The organism is Pseudoxanthomonas sp. JC1303, from assembly GCF_058448525.1.
This window is the reverse complement of record NZ_CP185958.1, coordinates 171,459-185,772: the sequence shown is the minus strand read 5'-3', so window position 1 is coordinate 185,772 and position 14,314 is coordinate 171,459. Positions and strand designations below refer to the sequence as shown.

General features: G+C 69.2%; 14 protein-coding genes. 9 read left to right on the top strand and 5 right to left on the bottom strand.

Features of this window, described 5'->3' with window-relative positions; all coding sequences use genetic code 11:
• Window positions 1-3: 3 nt before the first annotated feature.
• Both panD and pgi read left to right on the top strand, forming a co-directional pair.
• Window positions 4-384 (top strand): aspartate 1-decarboxylase, encoded by a 381-nt coding sequence (gene panD, locus ACORQU_RS00850; RefSeq protein ID WP_271648659.1) that lies wholly within the window; start codon window positions 4-6, stop codon window positions 382-384.
• A complete protein-coding gene (gene pgi / locus ACORQU_RS00845) occupies window positions 384-1,886 on the top strand; it encodes a glucose-6-phosphate isomerase (RefSeq protein WP_491642826.1) in 1,503 nt (500 codons plus the stop codon). The genes panD and pgi overlap by 1 nt, the downstream gene beginning before the upstream one ends.
• 223 nt (window positions 1,887-2,109) lie before the next feature.
• Here pgi and queG read toward each other — a convergent pair whose 3' ends face one another.
• A complete protein-coding gene (gene queG / locus ACORQU_RS00840; RefSeq protein ID WP_491642825.1) occupies window positions 2,110-3,189 on the bottom strand; it encodes a tRNA epoxyqueuosine(34) reductase QueG in 1,080 nt (359 codons plus the stop codon).
• 25 nt (window positions 3,190-3,214) lie between these two features.
• On the opposite strand from queG, the gene ACORQU_RS00835 reads away from it, so the two are divergent.
• The 7 genes from ACORQU_RS00835 (at window position 3,215) to ACORQU_RS00805 (ending at window position 10,730) form a co-directional block, all read left to right on the top strand.
• Window positions 3,215-4,699 (top strand): NAD(P)H-hydrate dehydratase, encoded by a 1,485-nt coding sequence (locus tag ACORQU_RS00835; RefSeq protein WP_491642824.1) that lies wholly within the window; start codon window positions 3,215-3,217, stop codon window positions 4,697-4,699.
• Window positions 4,699-5,154: a tRNA (adenosine(37)-N6)-threonylcarbamoyltransferase complex ATPase subunit type 1 TsaE gene (gene tsaE, locus ACORQU_RS00830; RefSeq protein ID WP_491642822.1), complete on the top strand. Its 456-nt coding sequence runs from the start codon at window positions 4,699-4,701 to the stop codon at window positions 5,152-5,154. The genes ACORQU_RS00835 and tsaE overlap by 1 nt, the downstream gene beginning before the upstream one ends.
• A gap of 146 nt (window positions 5,155-5,300) precedes the next feature.
• Complete coding sequence (locus tag ACORQU_RS00825; protein ID WP_491642821.1) at window positions 5,301-6,788, top strand: N-acetylmuramoyl-L-alanine amidase; 1,488 nt, start codon at window positions 5,301-5,303, stop codon at window positions 6,786-6,788.
• A 27-nt stretch (window positions 6,789-6,815) separates the two neighbouring features.
• Window positions 6,816-8,711: a DNA mismatch repair endonuclease MutL gene (gene mutL, locus ACORQU_RS00820; protein WP_491642820.1), complete on the top strand. Its 1,896-nt coding sequence runs from the start codon at window positions 6,816-6,818 to the stop codon at window positions 8,709-8,711.
• Between the two features lie 29 nt (window positions 8,712-8,740).
• On the top strand, window positions 8,741-9,658 hold the full coding sequence (locus ACORQU_RS00815) for a DUF1684 domain-containing protein (protein WP_491645189.1): 918 nt from the start codon (window positions 8,741-8,743) through the stop codon (window positions 9,656-9,658).
• Window positions 9,655-10,590, top strand: coding sequence for a TraB/GumN family protein (locus tag ACORQU_RS00810; RefSeq protein WP_491642819.1), 936 nt, complete (start codon window positions 9,655-9,657; stop codon window positions 10,588-10,590). The genes ACORQU_RS00815 and ACORQU_RS00810 overlap by 4 nt, the downstream gene beginning before the upstream one ends.
• Window positions 10,587-10,730, top strand: a complete 144-nt coding sequence (locus ACORQU_RS00805) for a hypothetical protein (RefSeq protein ID WP_491642817.1) — start codon at window positions 10,587-10,589, stop codon at window positions 10,728-10,730. The genes ACORQU_RS00810 and ACORQU_RS00805 overlap by 4 nt, the downstream gene beginning before the upstream one ends.
• A gap of 1 nt (window position 10,731) precedes the next feature.
• Here the strand turns inward: ACORQU_RS00805 and rnfB are convergent, their stop codons facing one another.
• Genes rnfB through ACORQU_RS00785 form a run of 4 tightly spaced genes read right to left on the bottom strand, consistent with a single transcriptional unit; the run spans window position 10,732 to window position 14,298 of the window.
• Window positions 10,732-11,163: an Rnf electron transport complex subunit RnfB gene (rnfB, locus tag ACORQU_RS00800; protein WP_491642816.1), complete on the bottom strand. Its 432-nt coding sequence runs from the start codon at window positions 11,161-11,163 to the stop codon at window positions 10,732-10,734.
• A gap of 42 nt (window positions 11,164-11,205) precedes the next feature.
• Entirely contained in the window at window positions 11,206-11,796 is a 591-nt protein-coding gene (locus ACORQU_RS00795; RefSeq protein ID WP_491642815.1) for an HAD-IB family hydrolase, read from the bottom strand.
• A gap of 19 nt (window positions 11,797-11,815) precedes the next feature.
• Window positions 11,816-13,063: an arsenic transporter gene (locus ACORQU_RS00790; RefSeq protein ID WP_491642814.1), complete on the bottom strand. Its 1,248-nt coding sequence runs from the start codon at window positions 13,061-13,063 to the stop codon at window positions 11,816-11,818.
• Window positions 13,060-14,298, bottom strand: coding sequence for an MFS transporter (locus tag ACORQU_RS00785; protein ID WP_491642812.1), 1,239 nt, complete (start codon window positions 14,296-14,298; stop codon window positions 13,060-13,062). Before ACORQU_RS00785 ends, ACORQU_RS00790 begins: the two co-directional genes overlap by 4 nt.
• Between the last annotated feature and the right edge of the window lie 16 nt (window positions 14,299-14,314).

Sequence of the window (14,314 nt, the reverse complement as noted above, 5' to 3'; positions counted from 1 at the left end):
ACGATGCACCTGAGCCTGCTCAAGACCAAGATCCACCGCGCCACCGTCACCCACTCGGAGCTCAACTACGAGGGCTCCATCGCCATCGACGGCAATCTGCTCGAGGCCACCGGCATCCGCGAGTTCGAGCAGGTGCACATCTGGGACGTCACCAACGGCGCGCGCTTCAGCACCTATGCACTTCGTGCCGACGAAGGCAGCGGCATCATTTCGCTCAATGGCGGCGCCGCGCGCCATGTGCAGGTCGGCGACATCATCATCATCGCCGCTTTTGCGAGCATGAGCGAGGCCGAGGCCGACGCGTTCAAGCCCAAGCTGGTGTACGTGGACGGCCAGAACCGAATCACCCATACCAACCAATCGATCCCCAAGCAGGCCGCCTGATGACGAAGTTCGACGCGTTGCAGTCCCACGCCACCCGTCTGCGCGGCGTCCGCGCCCCGGCCTTGTTGGAACAGGATCCTGCACGCGCGTCGGATTTCGCGCTGCGCGTGGGCCCGCTCTACGCCAGCTTCGCGCGCCAGGGTTATGACCGCGACGCGCTGGCCGCGCTACATGCGCTGGCCGGCGATCTGGACCTGAAGGCCGCTTACCAGCGCTTGTTCACCGGCGAAGTCGTCAATCCGACCGAGGGTCGCGCGGCGCTGCATACCGCCCTGCGCGGCAACCTGACCGATGCCAAGCCCGCGCAGGATGCTTACGCGGAAGCCGCTGCGGTGCGCGCCCACATGGGCACGCTGGCCGCCGCGCTGGAGGCCAGCGAGGTCACCGACGTGGTCAGCGTGGGCATCGGCGGCTCGGACCTGGGCCCGCGCCATGTCTCAGATGCGCTGCGTCCGCTCAACCCGAAGCTGCGCGTGCACTTCGTTTCCAACGTGGACGGCGCCGCCGCCCAGCGCACGCTGGCCGGGCTGGACCCCAAGACCACCGCCGCGATCCTGATTTCCAAGACCTTCGGCACCCAGGAGACGCTGCTCAACGGCAAGATCCTGGCCGACTGGCTGGGCGGCAGCGAGCGCCTCTATGCGGTCAGCGCCAACCCAGCGCGCGCGGCCAAGGCCTTCGACATCCCGGCCGAGCGCGTGCTGCCGATGTGGGACTGGGTCGGCGGCCGTTACTCGCTATGGTCCTCGGTCGGGTTCCCGATCGCGCTGGCGATCGGCTTCGACAATTTCTGCGCGTTGCTGGATGGCGCCGCGCTGATGGACCGGCACGTGCTGGAAGCCCCGGCCGAGTCCAACCTGGCCATCCGCCACGCGCTCACCGCGATCTGGAACCGCAACGTGCTCGGTCATGCCGCGCACGGAGTGATGACCTACGACCAGCGCTTGGCGTTGCTGCCCAACTACCTGCAGCAGCTGGTGATGGAAAGCCTGGGCAAGTCGGTGCGCATCGATGGCAGCCCGGTGGACTGCGAGACCGTGCCGGTATGGTGGGGCGGAGCGGGCACCGATGTGCAGCACAGCTTCTTCCAGGCGCTGCACCAGGGCACCCAGATCGTGCCGCTGGATTTCGTGGGCACTATCCACAACGACGACCCGTACACCGAGAACCACATCGCGCTGATGTCCAACCTGCTGGCGCAGTCCGAGGCGCTGGCCAACGGTCAGTCCAGCGACGACCCGCACCGGAGCTACGCCGGCGGCCGGCCCAGCACGATGATCCTGCTCGATGCGCTGACCCCGCGGTCGCTGGGCGCGCTGATCGCCATGTACGAGCACAGCGTATACGCGCAGTCGCTGGCCTGGGGCATCAATGCCTTCGACCAGTTCGGCGTGGAGCTGGGCAAGCAGCTGGCCAATGGCCTGCTGCCGGCGCTCAAGGGCGAGGCCGAAGCCGACGACCCGGTCACCAAAGTGTTGCTGGAGCAGATCCGCACGCGTTGATGACGCGGCGCAGCCGGCTCGCCCGGCTGGCGTAGAGCGGAGCTTGCTCCGCTGGGCTTTGGCGGAATTGCGTCGTAGAGCGGAGCTTGCTCCGCTGCGTTTCGGCGGAATCGCAGGGAACGCCCTCGCGGTGAAAGCGTCGGTTGGATGGCTGGGAAAGCCCTAGCGGAGCAAGCTCCGCTCTACGGGCGGCTGGGGAAGCCTCAGCGGAGCAAAGTCCGCTCTACGGGGATGGCGGTGTGTGCTGGGCCAGGGCCCAGGCGACGTGTTCGCGCACCAGGGGCGACGCATCGTCTCGGCGCGAGGCCAGGGCGTGCAGGATCTCCGGGGTGGTCGGGGCGTTGCCCAGCGCCACGGCGATGTTGCGCAGCCAGCGCTCGTGTCCGCTGCGGCGGATCGCCGAGCCCTCGGTGCGGCGCAGGAATTCGGCCTCGTCCCAGGCGAACAGCTGCGGCAGCGTTGCGGTATCCAGGTCGTTGCGTGCGCGGAAGTCCGGCTCATCGGTGCGCTTGGCGAACTTGTTCCAGGGGCACACCAGCTGGCAGTCGTCGCAGCCGAAGATGCGGTTGCCGATCGGCTTGCGCAGATCCTCGGGAATCGCGCCTTCGTGCTCGATGGTCAGATAGGCGATGCAGCGCCGCGCGTCGAGCCGGTGCGGGGCGACGATGGCCTGGGTGGGGCAGACCTCAATGCAGCGCACGCAGGTGCCGCAGTGCGCGCTGGCCGGCGCGTCGATGGGCAGCGGGATGTCGACGTAGATCTCGCCGAGGAAGAACCACGACCCGCCATCCTTGTCGATCAGGCAGGTGTGCTTGCCGATCCAGCCCAGTCCCGCGTTGCGGGCCAGCGCGCGTTCGAGCACCGGCGCCGAATCGACGAACACGCGATGGCCGAAGGCGCCCACCTCTTCCTGCAGCTGCATCGCGAGCTTCTGCAGGCGGTTGCGCATGAGCTTGTGGTAATCGCGGCCCAGCGCGTAGCGCGCCACGTAGGCGCGCGTGCCGTCGGCCAGCGTGGTCCAGGCCTCGTCGCTGTCGTTGCGTCCGTAATCCAAACCGACCGAGATCACGCGCAGGGTGCCGGGGATCAGGTCGGCGGGCCGCGCCCGCAGCTGGCCGTGGCGCGCCATCCAGTCCATCGAACCGTACAGGCCTTCGGCCAGCCAGCTGCGCAGGTGGTCTTCGTCCTGGCCCAGTTCGATGCCGGCGATGCCGCAGCGCTGGAAGCCGAACGCCCGCGCCAGCGTGCGGATCCACAGCGCCAGGGCGTGCGGATCGGGCGATGTCGCAGACGAAGCAGTCATGCGGCCAAGTATAGAATCGTGCGCCATGACGGCTTTGATTCCCCTGCATGGCGTGGCCGCGGCGCGCACCCTGGACCAACAGGCCAGCGCGCGTCTGGCCGGTGGAGCGTTCGAGCTGATGACCCGGGCCGGCCAGGCCGCATGGGCCTGCCTGCAGTCGCAGTGGCCACAGGCACGGCGCATCACCGTGGTCTGCGGGCCGGGCAACAACGGCGGCGATGGTTACGTGCTGGCGCGGTGCGCCTTGCAGGCCGGTTGCGAGGTCGTGGTCGTGCACCTGGAGGCACACGTGCCGCAGACCGGGCTGGCCCAGCGGGCCTGCACCGAGTACGTCGCCATTGGGGGGCGCGTGGAATTGTTCCCCGAGGCGTTTTCGCCGGCCGATGTGATGGTCGACGCCTTGTTCGGACTGGGGCTGTCGCGTGCCCCGGATGGCGAGGCCGAGCAGCTCATCGCCGCGATCAATGCGCAGCCCGCGCCTGTCTTCGCGCTGGATGTCCCCAGCGGCATCGATCCCCGCCGCGGCAGCGCGCCAGGGATCGCCGTGCGTGCCGCGCACACGTTGGAATTCATCGTGCGCCACCGCGGGCTGCACACCGGCGCTGGCCTGGAGCATGCCGGCGTGCTGTCCCTGGCCGGGCTGGAGGTCGATGCGGAACTGGTCTCGATGAGCGTGCCCAGCGCGCAGCTGCTGTCCCCCGGCCTGCTGGGGCGCTGGCTGCGCCCGCGTCGGCGTGACGCGCACAAGGGCGAGAGTGGCCGCGTGCTGTGCATCGGCGGCGACCTGGGGCATGGCGGCGCCATCCTCATGACCGCCGAGGCGGCCCTGCGCACCGGCAGTGGGCTGGTCAGCGTTGCAACGCGCCAGGCCCACGTCACGGCGCTGCTGACCCGTCGCCCCGAAGCCATGGTGCATGCCGTGGAATCCAGCCAGGACCTGGCGCCCCTGCTGGAAACGGCCGATGTGATCGCGATCGGCCCGGGCCTTGGACAACAGGACTGGGGGCGTGCGTTGCTGGGCATGGCGCTGGACGCCGGCAAGCCGCTGGTCCTTGATGCCGATGCGCTCAACCTGATCGCGGCCAAGCCGCGCGCGCTGGGCGATGCCATCGTGACCCCGCATCCCGGCGAAGCCGCACGGTTGCTGGGCCGCCCCACGTCGGCCGTGCAGGCGGACCGCTTCGAGGCTGCCACCACGCTGGCCGCGCAACTGCAGGCGACCGTGGTGCTCAAGGGCGCCGGCACCCTGGTGGCGCGGGACGGGGCGCTGCCACGGGTGGTGGCCGCCGGCAATCCGGGCATGGCGACCGGGGGCATGGGCGATGTGCTCACCGGCGTCATCGCCTCGCTGCGCGGGCAGGGCCTGTCGGCCTTCGATGCCGCCAGCGCCGGCGCGCTCCTGCACGGCATGGCCGGCGATGTCGCGGCCAAGCGCGGGCAGCGAGGCCTGCTGGCGACCGACCTGTTCGACGCGCTGCCTGCCTTGGCCAACCCGGAACCGGTGACCTGATGCAATTCCATTTGAACGATTCCGATGCGACGGCGCACCTCGGCCAGGCGCTGGCGCGGACGCGGCCGCCCCTGGCGGCGGTTCATCTGCACGGTGACCTGGGCGCCGGCAAGTCCACGCTGGCCCGTGCGTTGTTGCGTGGGCTGGGGGTCACCGGGTCGGTGCGCAGTCCCACCTACACGCTGATCGAGCGGTATCCCATCGAAGGCGGCGAGGCCTGGCACCTGGATCTGTATCGGTTGGGAGACGCCTCGGAACTCGACTTTCTGGGCCTGGACGAGGCGGTGGCCACCCTGTGGCTCGTCGAGTGGCCGGAAAAGGGGCGCGGAGGCCTGCCGCCGCCCGACCTGGATATCCATCTCGGCATCGCCGGCGAGGGGCGGGATGCACGCCTGGTGGCCGGGACAGAGGCAGGCGCGACCTGGCTGGAATCTCTACACGGCCTTCACAGTTAGGGGGTGTTCGTGCTGTCGGATGAGAGGAAGTTTCGGCAGGTTACGGATTATTAAGGGAAAACGGCTTGCATCCCCTCCGTGTTAATGCTTGAATTCGGCCCATGCCGAAGGGGATGACCGCATTTGCGATCGTGTTGGGGAGCGCCATGCTCTTCCAAGGCGTGCCCGCGGCCGACGCTGGTGAGGTGCGCGGCATCGAAGTTGTCAACGGTGCCACCGGCACCCGGGCCGAAATCGAGCTGCAGGGCGCGGGCCAGTACAAGACCATTTCGCTGGCCGGGCCTGACCGGCTGGTGGTCGACCTCCCCGAATCGTCCGCACCCAAGGGCCTGAAGCTTCCGGCCGGCGCTGGCGTCGTGACGTCGGTCCGCACCGGGCAGCCAGTCCCGGGCACGCTGCGCGTGGTGTTCGACCTGGCCGGGCCGGTCAAGGCCATGTCCCCCCGAATGGAAGGCAGTGGCGCCAGCTCACGGCTGGTCATCGAATGGCCGGGCGATGGTCCGTCCAGCGGTGGAACCGTGGTGGCGTCTTCGACATCCGCCTCGCAGGCCACCTCGGCCTTGGCCGATGCAGCGCGCCAAGCCGCCGTGTCTGCCGCTGCCCCCGCGCCCATGCCTGTCGCCGAAGTCCCTGCCGCCGCGCCTTCCACCCCCGTCACCAGTGTCCCGGCGGGTGCGTTGTCGCCTGCAGCGATCCTGGCCGGCCAGCGCGTGCCGGGCGTGGAGCCCCCTGCCGATGCCCCGATGACGGTCGCCCCTGGCGTGACCGTCGCCACCGGCAGGCCGGCCCCGGTCAAGGCGCCTGCGGTTCCGGCCGATGCGCCGGCGACGGTGCTGCCGCAACCCAAGCTGGCCATGCGCGCGGGCATGCGGCCCTTGATCATCGCCATCGACGCCGGCCACGGTGGGCAGGATTCCGGTGCGATCGGGCCGACCGGTAAATACGAAAAGAACGTCACCCTGGCCATCGCCCGCCAGTTGGCCAAGCAGATCGACGCCACCCCGGGCCTGAAGTCCTATCTGACCCGCGATGGCGACTACTTCATCCCGCTCAACCAGCGTGCGGTCAAGGCGCGCGCGGCGCATGCGGACATGTTCATCTCCATCCACGCCGACGCCGCGGAAAACCGCAGCGCAAGCGGGTCGTCCGTCTATGTCCTGTCGCTGAAGGGCGCAACCTCGCAACGCGCCCGCTGGCTGGCCGACAAGGAGAACGCCTCGGATCTGGTCGGCGGACGCAACTTGCAGAAAGTGGACAGCACCCTGGGCTCGGTGTTGATCGACCTGGCGCAGAGCGGCCATATGAAGGCGTCGGAGAACGCGGCCGACTTCGTGCTCGATGGCCTCAAGCAGGTCAACAACACCCACAAGTCGCACTTGGAAAAGGCCAATTTCGCGGTGCTGCGCACCTCGGACATGCCGGCGATGCTGGTGGAGACGGCCTTCATCTCCAACTATGCCGAAGAAAAGCAGCTGACCGACCCCAGCTATCAGCGCAGGCTGGCCACGGCCATCCTGGGCGGCGTGGAAACCTATTTCTCGCGTGAGCCGCCGCCAGGCACGCTGTTCGCCGCCCGTGCGCAGGCCGCGCTGGCCGACAACGGCGGTGTGACGGCGGGTGGCGGATCGCCCTGAGGCGCGTCGGATTCTGAAGTCGGGCAGGTGCCTCGGCTATCATCGGGGCTGGTTTCACTCGCGCTTCCAGCGCCATCCTCGCCCGTGCCGATCCGCCAGCTCCCCGATACCCTCATCAACCAGATCGCCGCCGGCGAAGTGGTCGAACGACCTGCCTCGGTGGTCAAGGAACTGGTTGAGAACGCGCTGGATGCCGGCGCACGCCGGGTCGAAATCGACCTGGAAGAGGGCGGCGCGCGGCTGATCCGGATCCGCGATGACGGCGGCGGCATTGCCCCGGAGGAACTGCCGCTGGCGGTGTCCCGCCACGCGACCAGCAAGATCGCCTCGCTCGATGATCTGGAGACCGTGGCCACGCTCGGTTTCCGTGGGGAGGCGCTGCCGTCGATCGCTTCGGTCAGCCGATTCTCGTTGAGTTCGCGGCGGCCACAGGACGCGCATGGCCACGGCCTGCAGGTCGAAGGCGGCCGCGTCGGTGAAGTCGCGCCCAAACAGCAGGCGCCTGGCACGACCGTCGAGGTCCGCGAGTTGTTCTACAACGTGCCGGCGCGGCGCAAGTTCCTGCGCGCCGAGCGCACCGAACTGGGACATATCGAGGAGTGGTTGCGCTCTCTGGCCCTGGCGCGTCCGGATGTGGAATTACGCGTGTCGCACAACGGCCGGCCGTCGCGTCGCTACAAGGGCGACGGGGCGAGCGAGCCGGTGCTGCGCCTGCATGAAACCCTCGGCGAGGAGTTCGCCCAGCACGCCTTGCGCGTGGAACACAGCGGGGCCGGGTTGCGCCTGCACGGCTGGATCGCGCAGCCGGCGTATTCACGCGCCAGCGCCGACCAGCAGTACGTCTACGTCAACGGGCGCGCCGTGCGCGACCGCAACATCGCCCATGCGGTGAAGATGGCCTATCAGGACGTGCTCTACCACGGGCGCCAGCCGGCGTACGTGCTGTTCCTGGAGCTGGACCCGGCGCGAGTGGACGTCAACGTGCATCCGGCCAAGCACGAGGTCCGCTTCCGTGAGTCGCGGATGATCCACGACTTCGTCTATCGCACTTTGCAGGAGGCGTTGGCCGGCACGCGTGCGGGCATCGGTGCCGGTGCGGTGCCGGCCGAGGGCCTGCCTGCAGCGGCACCGATGCCCTTCGCCCAGGCCGCCTATGGCACGCCAGCACCGGCGACGGTGCCGCAGCATCTGCAGTGGACCGGGCACCAGCAGTCGCCGCTGGGCCTGCGCGTGGCTGACGCGCCCAGCGCCTACGCGGCCCTGTATGCGGCACCGCCGACCAGCCAGTCCGCGCAGCCGGCGCCGATGCAGATGCCGGCCAACGATTCGGCCGGCGGGATCCCACCATTGGGCTATGCGGTGGCCCAGTTGCACGGCATCTACATCCTGGCCGAGAACGCCGAAGGCCTGATCGTGGTGGACATGCATGCCGCCCACGAACGCATCGGCTACGAGCGCCTGAAGACCGCGCACGATGGCATTGGCCTGACTTCGCAGCCGCTGCTGGTGCCGATGACTCTGGCGGTGGCCGAGCGCGAAGCCGATGTCGCCGAGCGCGAAACCGCGACGTTGACCCAGCTTGGCTTCGATGTCACCCGCAGCGGTCCGCAGAGCCTGAGCGTGCGCAGCGTTCCGGCCCTGCTGGCCCATGCCGAGCCTGGCGCGCTGTTGCGCGACGTGCTGGCCGACCTGCGCGAGCACGGCCAGACCCGGCGCGTGGCGGCCGCACGCGACGAACTGCTCTCGACGATGGCCTGCCATGGCGCCGTGCGTGCCAACCGCAAGCTCACCGTTCCCGAAATGAACGCCTTGCTGCGCGACATGGAAATCACCGAGCGCTCGGGGCAGTGCAATCACGGACGCCCGACCTGGGCGCACTTCAATCTGGCCGAGATCGACAAATGGTTCCTGCGCGGGCGTTGATGATTCCAACCGTGGCCGTTCGTGGGCTGCTGCTGGTCACCGTACTGCTGGCCGGCTGCAGCGAGCCCCCGGCCCCGGCCGTGCAGCGGCAGGCGCCTTCTGATGTCGACTTCCTGGCCGACAACGCGGTGTGGAGGACCCAACGGCGCGAGGCCCTGCTGGCGCCCGATGGCTGGACCAGCCTGGTCGGGCTGCACTGGCTCGAGCTCAAGTCGCATTACATCGGCAGCGGGACCGGTAGTGGGATCGTGCTGGAGGTCGGGCCGCCCAAGCTGGGCCTGGTCCAGCAGCAGGGAGACAAGGTGTACTTCACGCCCGAGCGCGGCGTGATGGTCACCGCGGACGGCCAGCCGCTGAAGCGGCGCATCCGCCTGGTGGACGACCAGTCCGGTCAACCGACGGTGATCGGCTTCAGCGGCGGCGCGGACCAGATGACCTTGATCCATCGCGGCGAGCGCTACGGACTGCGGATCAAGAGCGCCGACGCCGCCGCGCGCCTGCAGTTCACCCAGATCGACTACTACACCCCAAGCCCGGCCTGGCGTATCGAAGGCCACTTCACGCCCAGCCCGGCCGGTACCACGCTCACCTTCGTCGACATGGTCGGCAACACCGTGGCCGCGCCCAGCCCGGGCATTGTCAGCTTCGAGCACGATGGCAAGGCCTACCAGCTCACGGCGATGGAAGGGGACGAGGGCGGATTGTTCTTCGTCCTGGCCGATCGCACCAGCGGGCACGGCTCGTACCCGGCCGGGCGCTTCCTGGACACCGCCGCGCCGGCCGCCGATGGCACGGTCACGCTGGATTTCAATCGGGCCTACAACCCGCCGTGCGTGTTCACCCGCTTCGCTACCTGCCCATTGCCGCCGGCGCAGAATCGTCTGGACCTGACGATCGACGCAGGCGAAAAGATGTACACCGGGCCGGTGGGCGGTGAGTCCTCTTGAACAGCGTCGTGACCCGCTGGCGGGGTGGCGGCCTGCGCCTGTGGCTGGGCCTGTGTCTGGCCTGCGTGCCGCTCTTGGCCAGTGCCGCGCCACCGGTGCCGCTGTTGTGGAAGGTGACCCACGGTCAGCACACCCTGTACCTGCTGGGCTCCTTTCATCTGCTCAAGCCCGATGACTACCCCCTGTCTGCGGACGTGGACGCCGCCTTTGCCGATGCCGAGCAGCTCGTGCTGGAACTGTCCGGTGACGAACTGTCTTCGCCTGCGCTAGGCCAGGCCATGTACGCCGCCGCGCGGCTGCCAGATGGCCAGACGCTGGAGCAGCGCCTCAACCCGTCGACCTGGCAGGCGCTGGTGGATTACGCGCACGCGCACAACCTGCCGGTGGAGGGCTTCCAGCACCTGGAGCCCTGGTTGGTGGCGATCAGCGTCAGCCTGCAGGAGATGGTGGCGCAGGGGTTGGACCCGAAGCTCGGCCTGGACGTGCATTTCATCGAGATGGCGCGTCAGGCTGGCAAGCCCGTCACCGGTCTGGAGCGCGGCCAGCAGCAGATCGACATGCTCGATGGCATGACCCTACTCGAGCAGGAGCAGTACCTGGCCGAGACCCTGGACGACGCCGGCGCCACCGGCGCGGCCGAAAGCGCGCGCCTGCATGACGCCTGGCGTGACGGCGATATTGCCACCCTGCGTGACGGCATGGCCGCCGACATGAAGCGCGAGTACCCGCAGCTCTATCAGCGCATCAACGTGGCGCGCAACGACGCCTGGGTCCCGAAGCTGGCCCAGCGCCTCGAAGGTCCGGGTGACGATGACACCCTGGTCGTCGTGGGCGCACTGCATCTGCTCGGCCCCGACGGCGTCGTCGAGAAGCTGCGCGCGAAAGGGTACGCGGTGGAGCGGATCTGCAGCACCTGCAAGGCAAGCCCATGACCCGCAGCGCAAGCTCCTTGGAGGTGCAGTTGCGCTCGAAGATCTACCGCAGTTCGCTGCAGCGCTGGAAGCGCTACGGGGCGATGGTCGACGAACTGCGCGACCTGCTGGCGCAGGGCGGCGCGCCGGTCGGCGAGTGAATCAGGCGGCGGGTGCGTCCGCCGCGATCATCTCGATGCAGTCCACCGGGCACGGCGGGACGCACAGGCCACAGCCGGTGCACAGGTCCTCCAGCACGGTGTGCATGAACTTGGCGCCGCCGATGATGGCGTCCACCGGACAGGCCTGGATGCACTTGGTGCAGCCGATGCAGTCGGCTTCGACGATCAGCGCCACCTGCGGCGGCAGGTGCTGACCACGATTGCGGTCGAATGGCACCGCGGGCACGTCGAGCAATCGGGCCAGGGCACGTGCACCGGCATCACCACCCGGCGGGCAGCGCTCCACGCCGGCCTGGCCACGCGCCATCGCCTCGGCATAGGGCCGGCAGCCATCGAAGCCGCATTGCCCGCATTGGGTCTGCGGCAGCAGACGGTCGAGGCGGTCGGCGAGAGAGAGCGGGGCGTTGGTCATGCGTGGCGAAGGCTGCGCGGTGTGGGGTCAGGGTAACTTGGGTCAGGAGACGCGGCGGCCGCGATACCAGCGCGCGTGCGCCAGCGCCAGCATGGGCTTGTCTTCGGCGCTGTCGCCGTAGGCGTGGATGCGGTCGAACGCGGTGAGATCGTACTGCGCCTGGATCCGTTCCACCTTGCGCGGGCCACAGTCGGCGATGTCGTAACGCCCCGTGCAGAGGCCGGCACGGCTCTCCAGCCGGTTACAGATGAGTTCCAGTCCTTCGGCGCGACACCAGGGCTGCAGATACGCGTCCAAGGAGGCCGAGACCACCACGACGGTGTCGCCACGCTGCAGGTGCGTCTTGAGGGCGTGGCGCATATCGGGACGAATCAGCCCTGGCAGCACCTGCGCGGCATACCGCGCGCCGGCGTCATGGACATCGTCCAGACTGCGGCCGACGAAGCCAATCCGCGTGACCCGCGCGCGGATCGACGCGGCCGAAATCAGTCTGGCCCGGTAAGCCAGCAGCCAAGGGGCCACGTTCCACTTCGCCCGCGCCAGTTGCTCCGGCGTGGCGATGCGGCGCAGGAAGCCCGCGTAGGTATCGCGCGTGGTCAGCGTGTGGTCGAAGTCGAAAAGCGCCAGCTGCATCGTGATCCTTGAAATACCTTCAGCCCAGCGCCAGCCGCACGGTGATCGCCGCGGCCAACGCGGGTAGGGTGACCAGCAGACCCAGGCGCAGGAACTGGAAGAAGCCCACGTGCTCGCCCTCACGGCGCAGGATCGACAGCCACAACAGGGTCGCCAGCGAACCGCTGACGGCGATATTGGGGCCCAGGTCCACCGCGATCAGCGCGGCGTCGCGCACCACTTCTGGTGGTGAGGCCTGGGCCAGTGTGGCGCTGGTCAGCAGCCCGACCGGCAGGTTGTTGGCAAGGTTGCCTGCGATGGTCGTGGCGACTGCGATCATCCAAGTGGCCTGGGGCGTGCCGGCCTGGAGCTGGTCGCGCAGCAGGCTGGCCAGCGTCGCCACCAGGCCGGTCTGGCGCAGTGCCTCGACCAGCACGAACAACCCGGCCACCAGCGGCAGCACGCCCCAGTTGACGCCGGTCAGCACCGGCCACGGCGCGCTGCGACCGCGTAGCGAGACGGCCAGCACCGCCAGCGCGGCCATCACCGCGGTCGGCCAGCCCAATGGCCAGTTCCGCCACGACGCCAGCATCAGCACCAGCGCGGTCGCGCCCAGGGCATACAGCGTCAGCCGGGCGTGGGCGTTGATCGGCGTCAGCGGAACGTCCGTGGAGACCGCGCCGGCCAGCGCGCGCCGCTGGCTCCAGGCCAACACCGCAAAGGTCAGCACGATGGCGACCAGCGAAGGCAGCCCGAACCGCACCAGCCACTGCGGCAAGGGCGGCATGTGCGTGCCGAACATCACCAGGTTGGCCGGGTTGGAGATCGGCAGCACGAAGCTGGCCGCGTTGGCGACGAAGGCGCAGGCGAACAACAGCGGCAGCATCGGCGCGCGCGCCTTGCGTGCCACTGCGATGACCGCGGGGGTCAGCACCACGGCGGTGGCATCGTTGGACAGGAACGTCGTCACCACCACCCCGGTGGCGAACACCAGCGCGAACAAGCGCCGCCCCGATCCGCGTGCATGTCGCACCGCCAACTGCGCGACCCAGTCGAACAGGCCTTCGCGGCGCGCCAGTTCGGACAGCAGGAGCATGCCGGCCAGGAACAGGTACACATCCAGGCCTTCGCCCACCGCATGGCCCACATCCATCCACGGCAGGGCGCCGGCCAGCGCCACGACCAGCGCGCCAGCCACGGCGTAGACCCATTCGGGCAGGCGGCCGGGGCGCGTCACCACACAGCCCACCGTCGCCGCCGTCGTCGCCCAGACCAGCCAGGGCGTCATGCGATCGCGTCTCGCGCAGCGGTTCGCATGCCGGGCAGCAACCAGGGCACCAGGGAGAGCACCGCCACGCTGCCCAGCGCCAGGAAGGCGACGCGATAGCTCCAGCTCTGTGCGATCCAGCCGCCCAGCGCGGGACTGAGCGAGGCGCCCACGCCCTGCAGGGTCATCACCATGCCCTGCGCGGCGTTGGTGCGCCCGGTCCCGCGCATCAGGCTGGCGACGGTCGTCGGCACCGCCACGCTCTGCAGACCGGCCCCGATGCCATCCAGCGCCTGCACCGGCAGGGCACCCCACATCGAGCCCAGCGTGCTGGCCGCGACCAGCCCGCGCAGCGGCAGGGCGACGAAGGTCATCAGCAGCACCCACCAATGCCCATAGCGCGGCAGCAGCCGCATCGCCGCCAGCGAGGCCAGCACCATCACCAGTTGAGCGATGATCACCGTCGCGGCGGTGAATACCGCCGGGTTGGCCGCATGCGTGGCCACCGCCGCCTGGCCATACAGCGGCAGCATGGCCGCATTGCCCAGGTGGAAGAACAGCAAGGCGATGCCCAGCAACAGCAGCGTGCGCTGTCGCAGCAGCGCACGCCAGCGTAACGCCTGCGCGGGCTGCGCCGTTTCGCCGGCCATCTCGCTGCCGCGCGCGGCCTGGTGGTCGATCTGGCGTGGGTCGATCAGCCACAGGCTGACGGTGGCCAGCAGCGCAAAGCTGCCCAGGAGCGCGAAAACGGCCACCAGCCCGAACTTCCAGCCCAGATAGCCGGCGACCAGAGCCGCCATGACGTTGCCAGCATGGTTGGCCACCTGGTTGCGCGCCATCTGCCGTTCGAACCCGGCCTGCCGCACCAGGCCCAGCGTCAATCCCGTCAGCGCCGGACCGATGATCGCCCCGCACAGGCCGCTGGCCACCTGCGAGGCGACCACCACCGGAAAGGCATGCGACACCAGCACCAGGCAACTGCTCGCCACGGTCAGCAGACAGGCGAGCGCCACGACCGCACGCTTGCGCCGGGTGGCGTCCACCAGCGCGCCGGCCGGGACCGTGCCAAGCAGTCCGGCGATACCACCGGCGGTCATCGCCAGGCCGATGGCCCCGGCCTGCCAGCCCAGCGCCTGCAGTTGAACGCCCAGGAACGGGCCAAGCCCGTCCTGCACATCGGCGATCAAGAAGTTCAGTCCGATCAGCGCACGCTGGGATCGCGGACTGGCATCGGGACTCGAAGGCGCTGAGGGCATGGAAGCGGGGCGCAAG

Excerpts from the sequence above, each read along its gene's own strand:
- tsaE (WP_491642822.1), top strand. The coding sequence starts at position 4,699 with ATGCAATTCCATTTGAACGATTCCGATGCGACGGCGCACCTCGGCCAG.
- rnfB (WP_491642816.1), bottom strand. The coding sequence starts at position 11,163 with ATGACCAACGCCCCGCTCTCTCTCGCCGACCGCCTCGACCGTCTGCTG.
- ACORQU_RS00825 (WP_491642821.1), top strand. The coding sequence starts at position 5,301 with ATGCTCTTCCAAGGCGTGCCCGCGGCCGACGCTGGTGAGGTGCGCGGC.
- ACORQU_RS00835 (WP_491642824.1), top strand. The coding sequence starts at position 3,215 with ATGACGGCTTTGATTCCCCTGCATGGCGTGGCCGCGGCGCGCACCCTG.
- panD (WP_271648659.1), top strand. The coding sequence starts at position 4 with ATGCACCTGAGCCTGCTCAAGACCAAGATCCACCGCGCCACCGTCACC.
- pgi (WP_491642826.1), top strand. The coding sequence starts at position 384 with ATGACGAAGTTCGACGCGTTGCAGTCCCACGCCACCCGTCTGCGCGGC.
- ACORQU_RS00790 (WP_491642814.1), bottom strand. The coding sequence starts at position 13,063 with ATGACGCCCTGGCTGGTCTGGGCGACGACGGCGGCGACGGTGGGCTGT.
- ACORQU_RS00805 (WP_491642817.1), top strand. The coding sequence starts at position 10,587 with ATGACCCGCAGCGCAAGCTCCTTGGAGGTGCAGTTGCGCTCGAAGATC.
- queG (WP_491642825.1), bottom strand. The coding sequence starts at position 3,189 with ATGACTGCTTCGTCTGCGACATCGCCCGATCCGCACGCCCTGGCGCTG.
- ACORQU_RS00795 (WP_491642815.1), bottom strand. The coding sequence starts at position 11,796 with ATGCAGCTGGCGCTTTTCGACTTCGACCACACGCTGACCACGCGCGAT.
- ACORQU_RS00785 (WP_491642812.1), bottom strand. The coding sequence starts at position 14,298 with ATGCCCTCAGCGCCTTCGAGTCCCGATGCCAGTCCGCGATCCCAGCGT.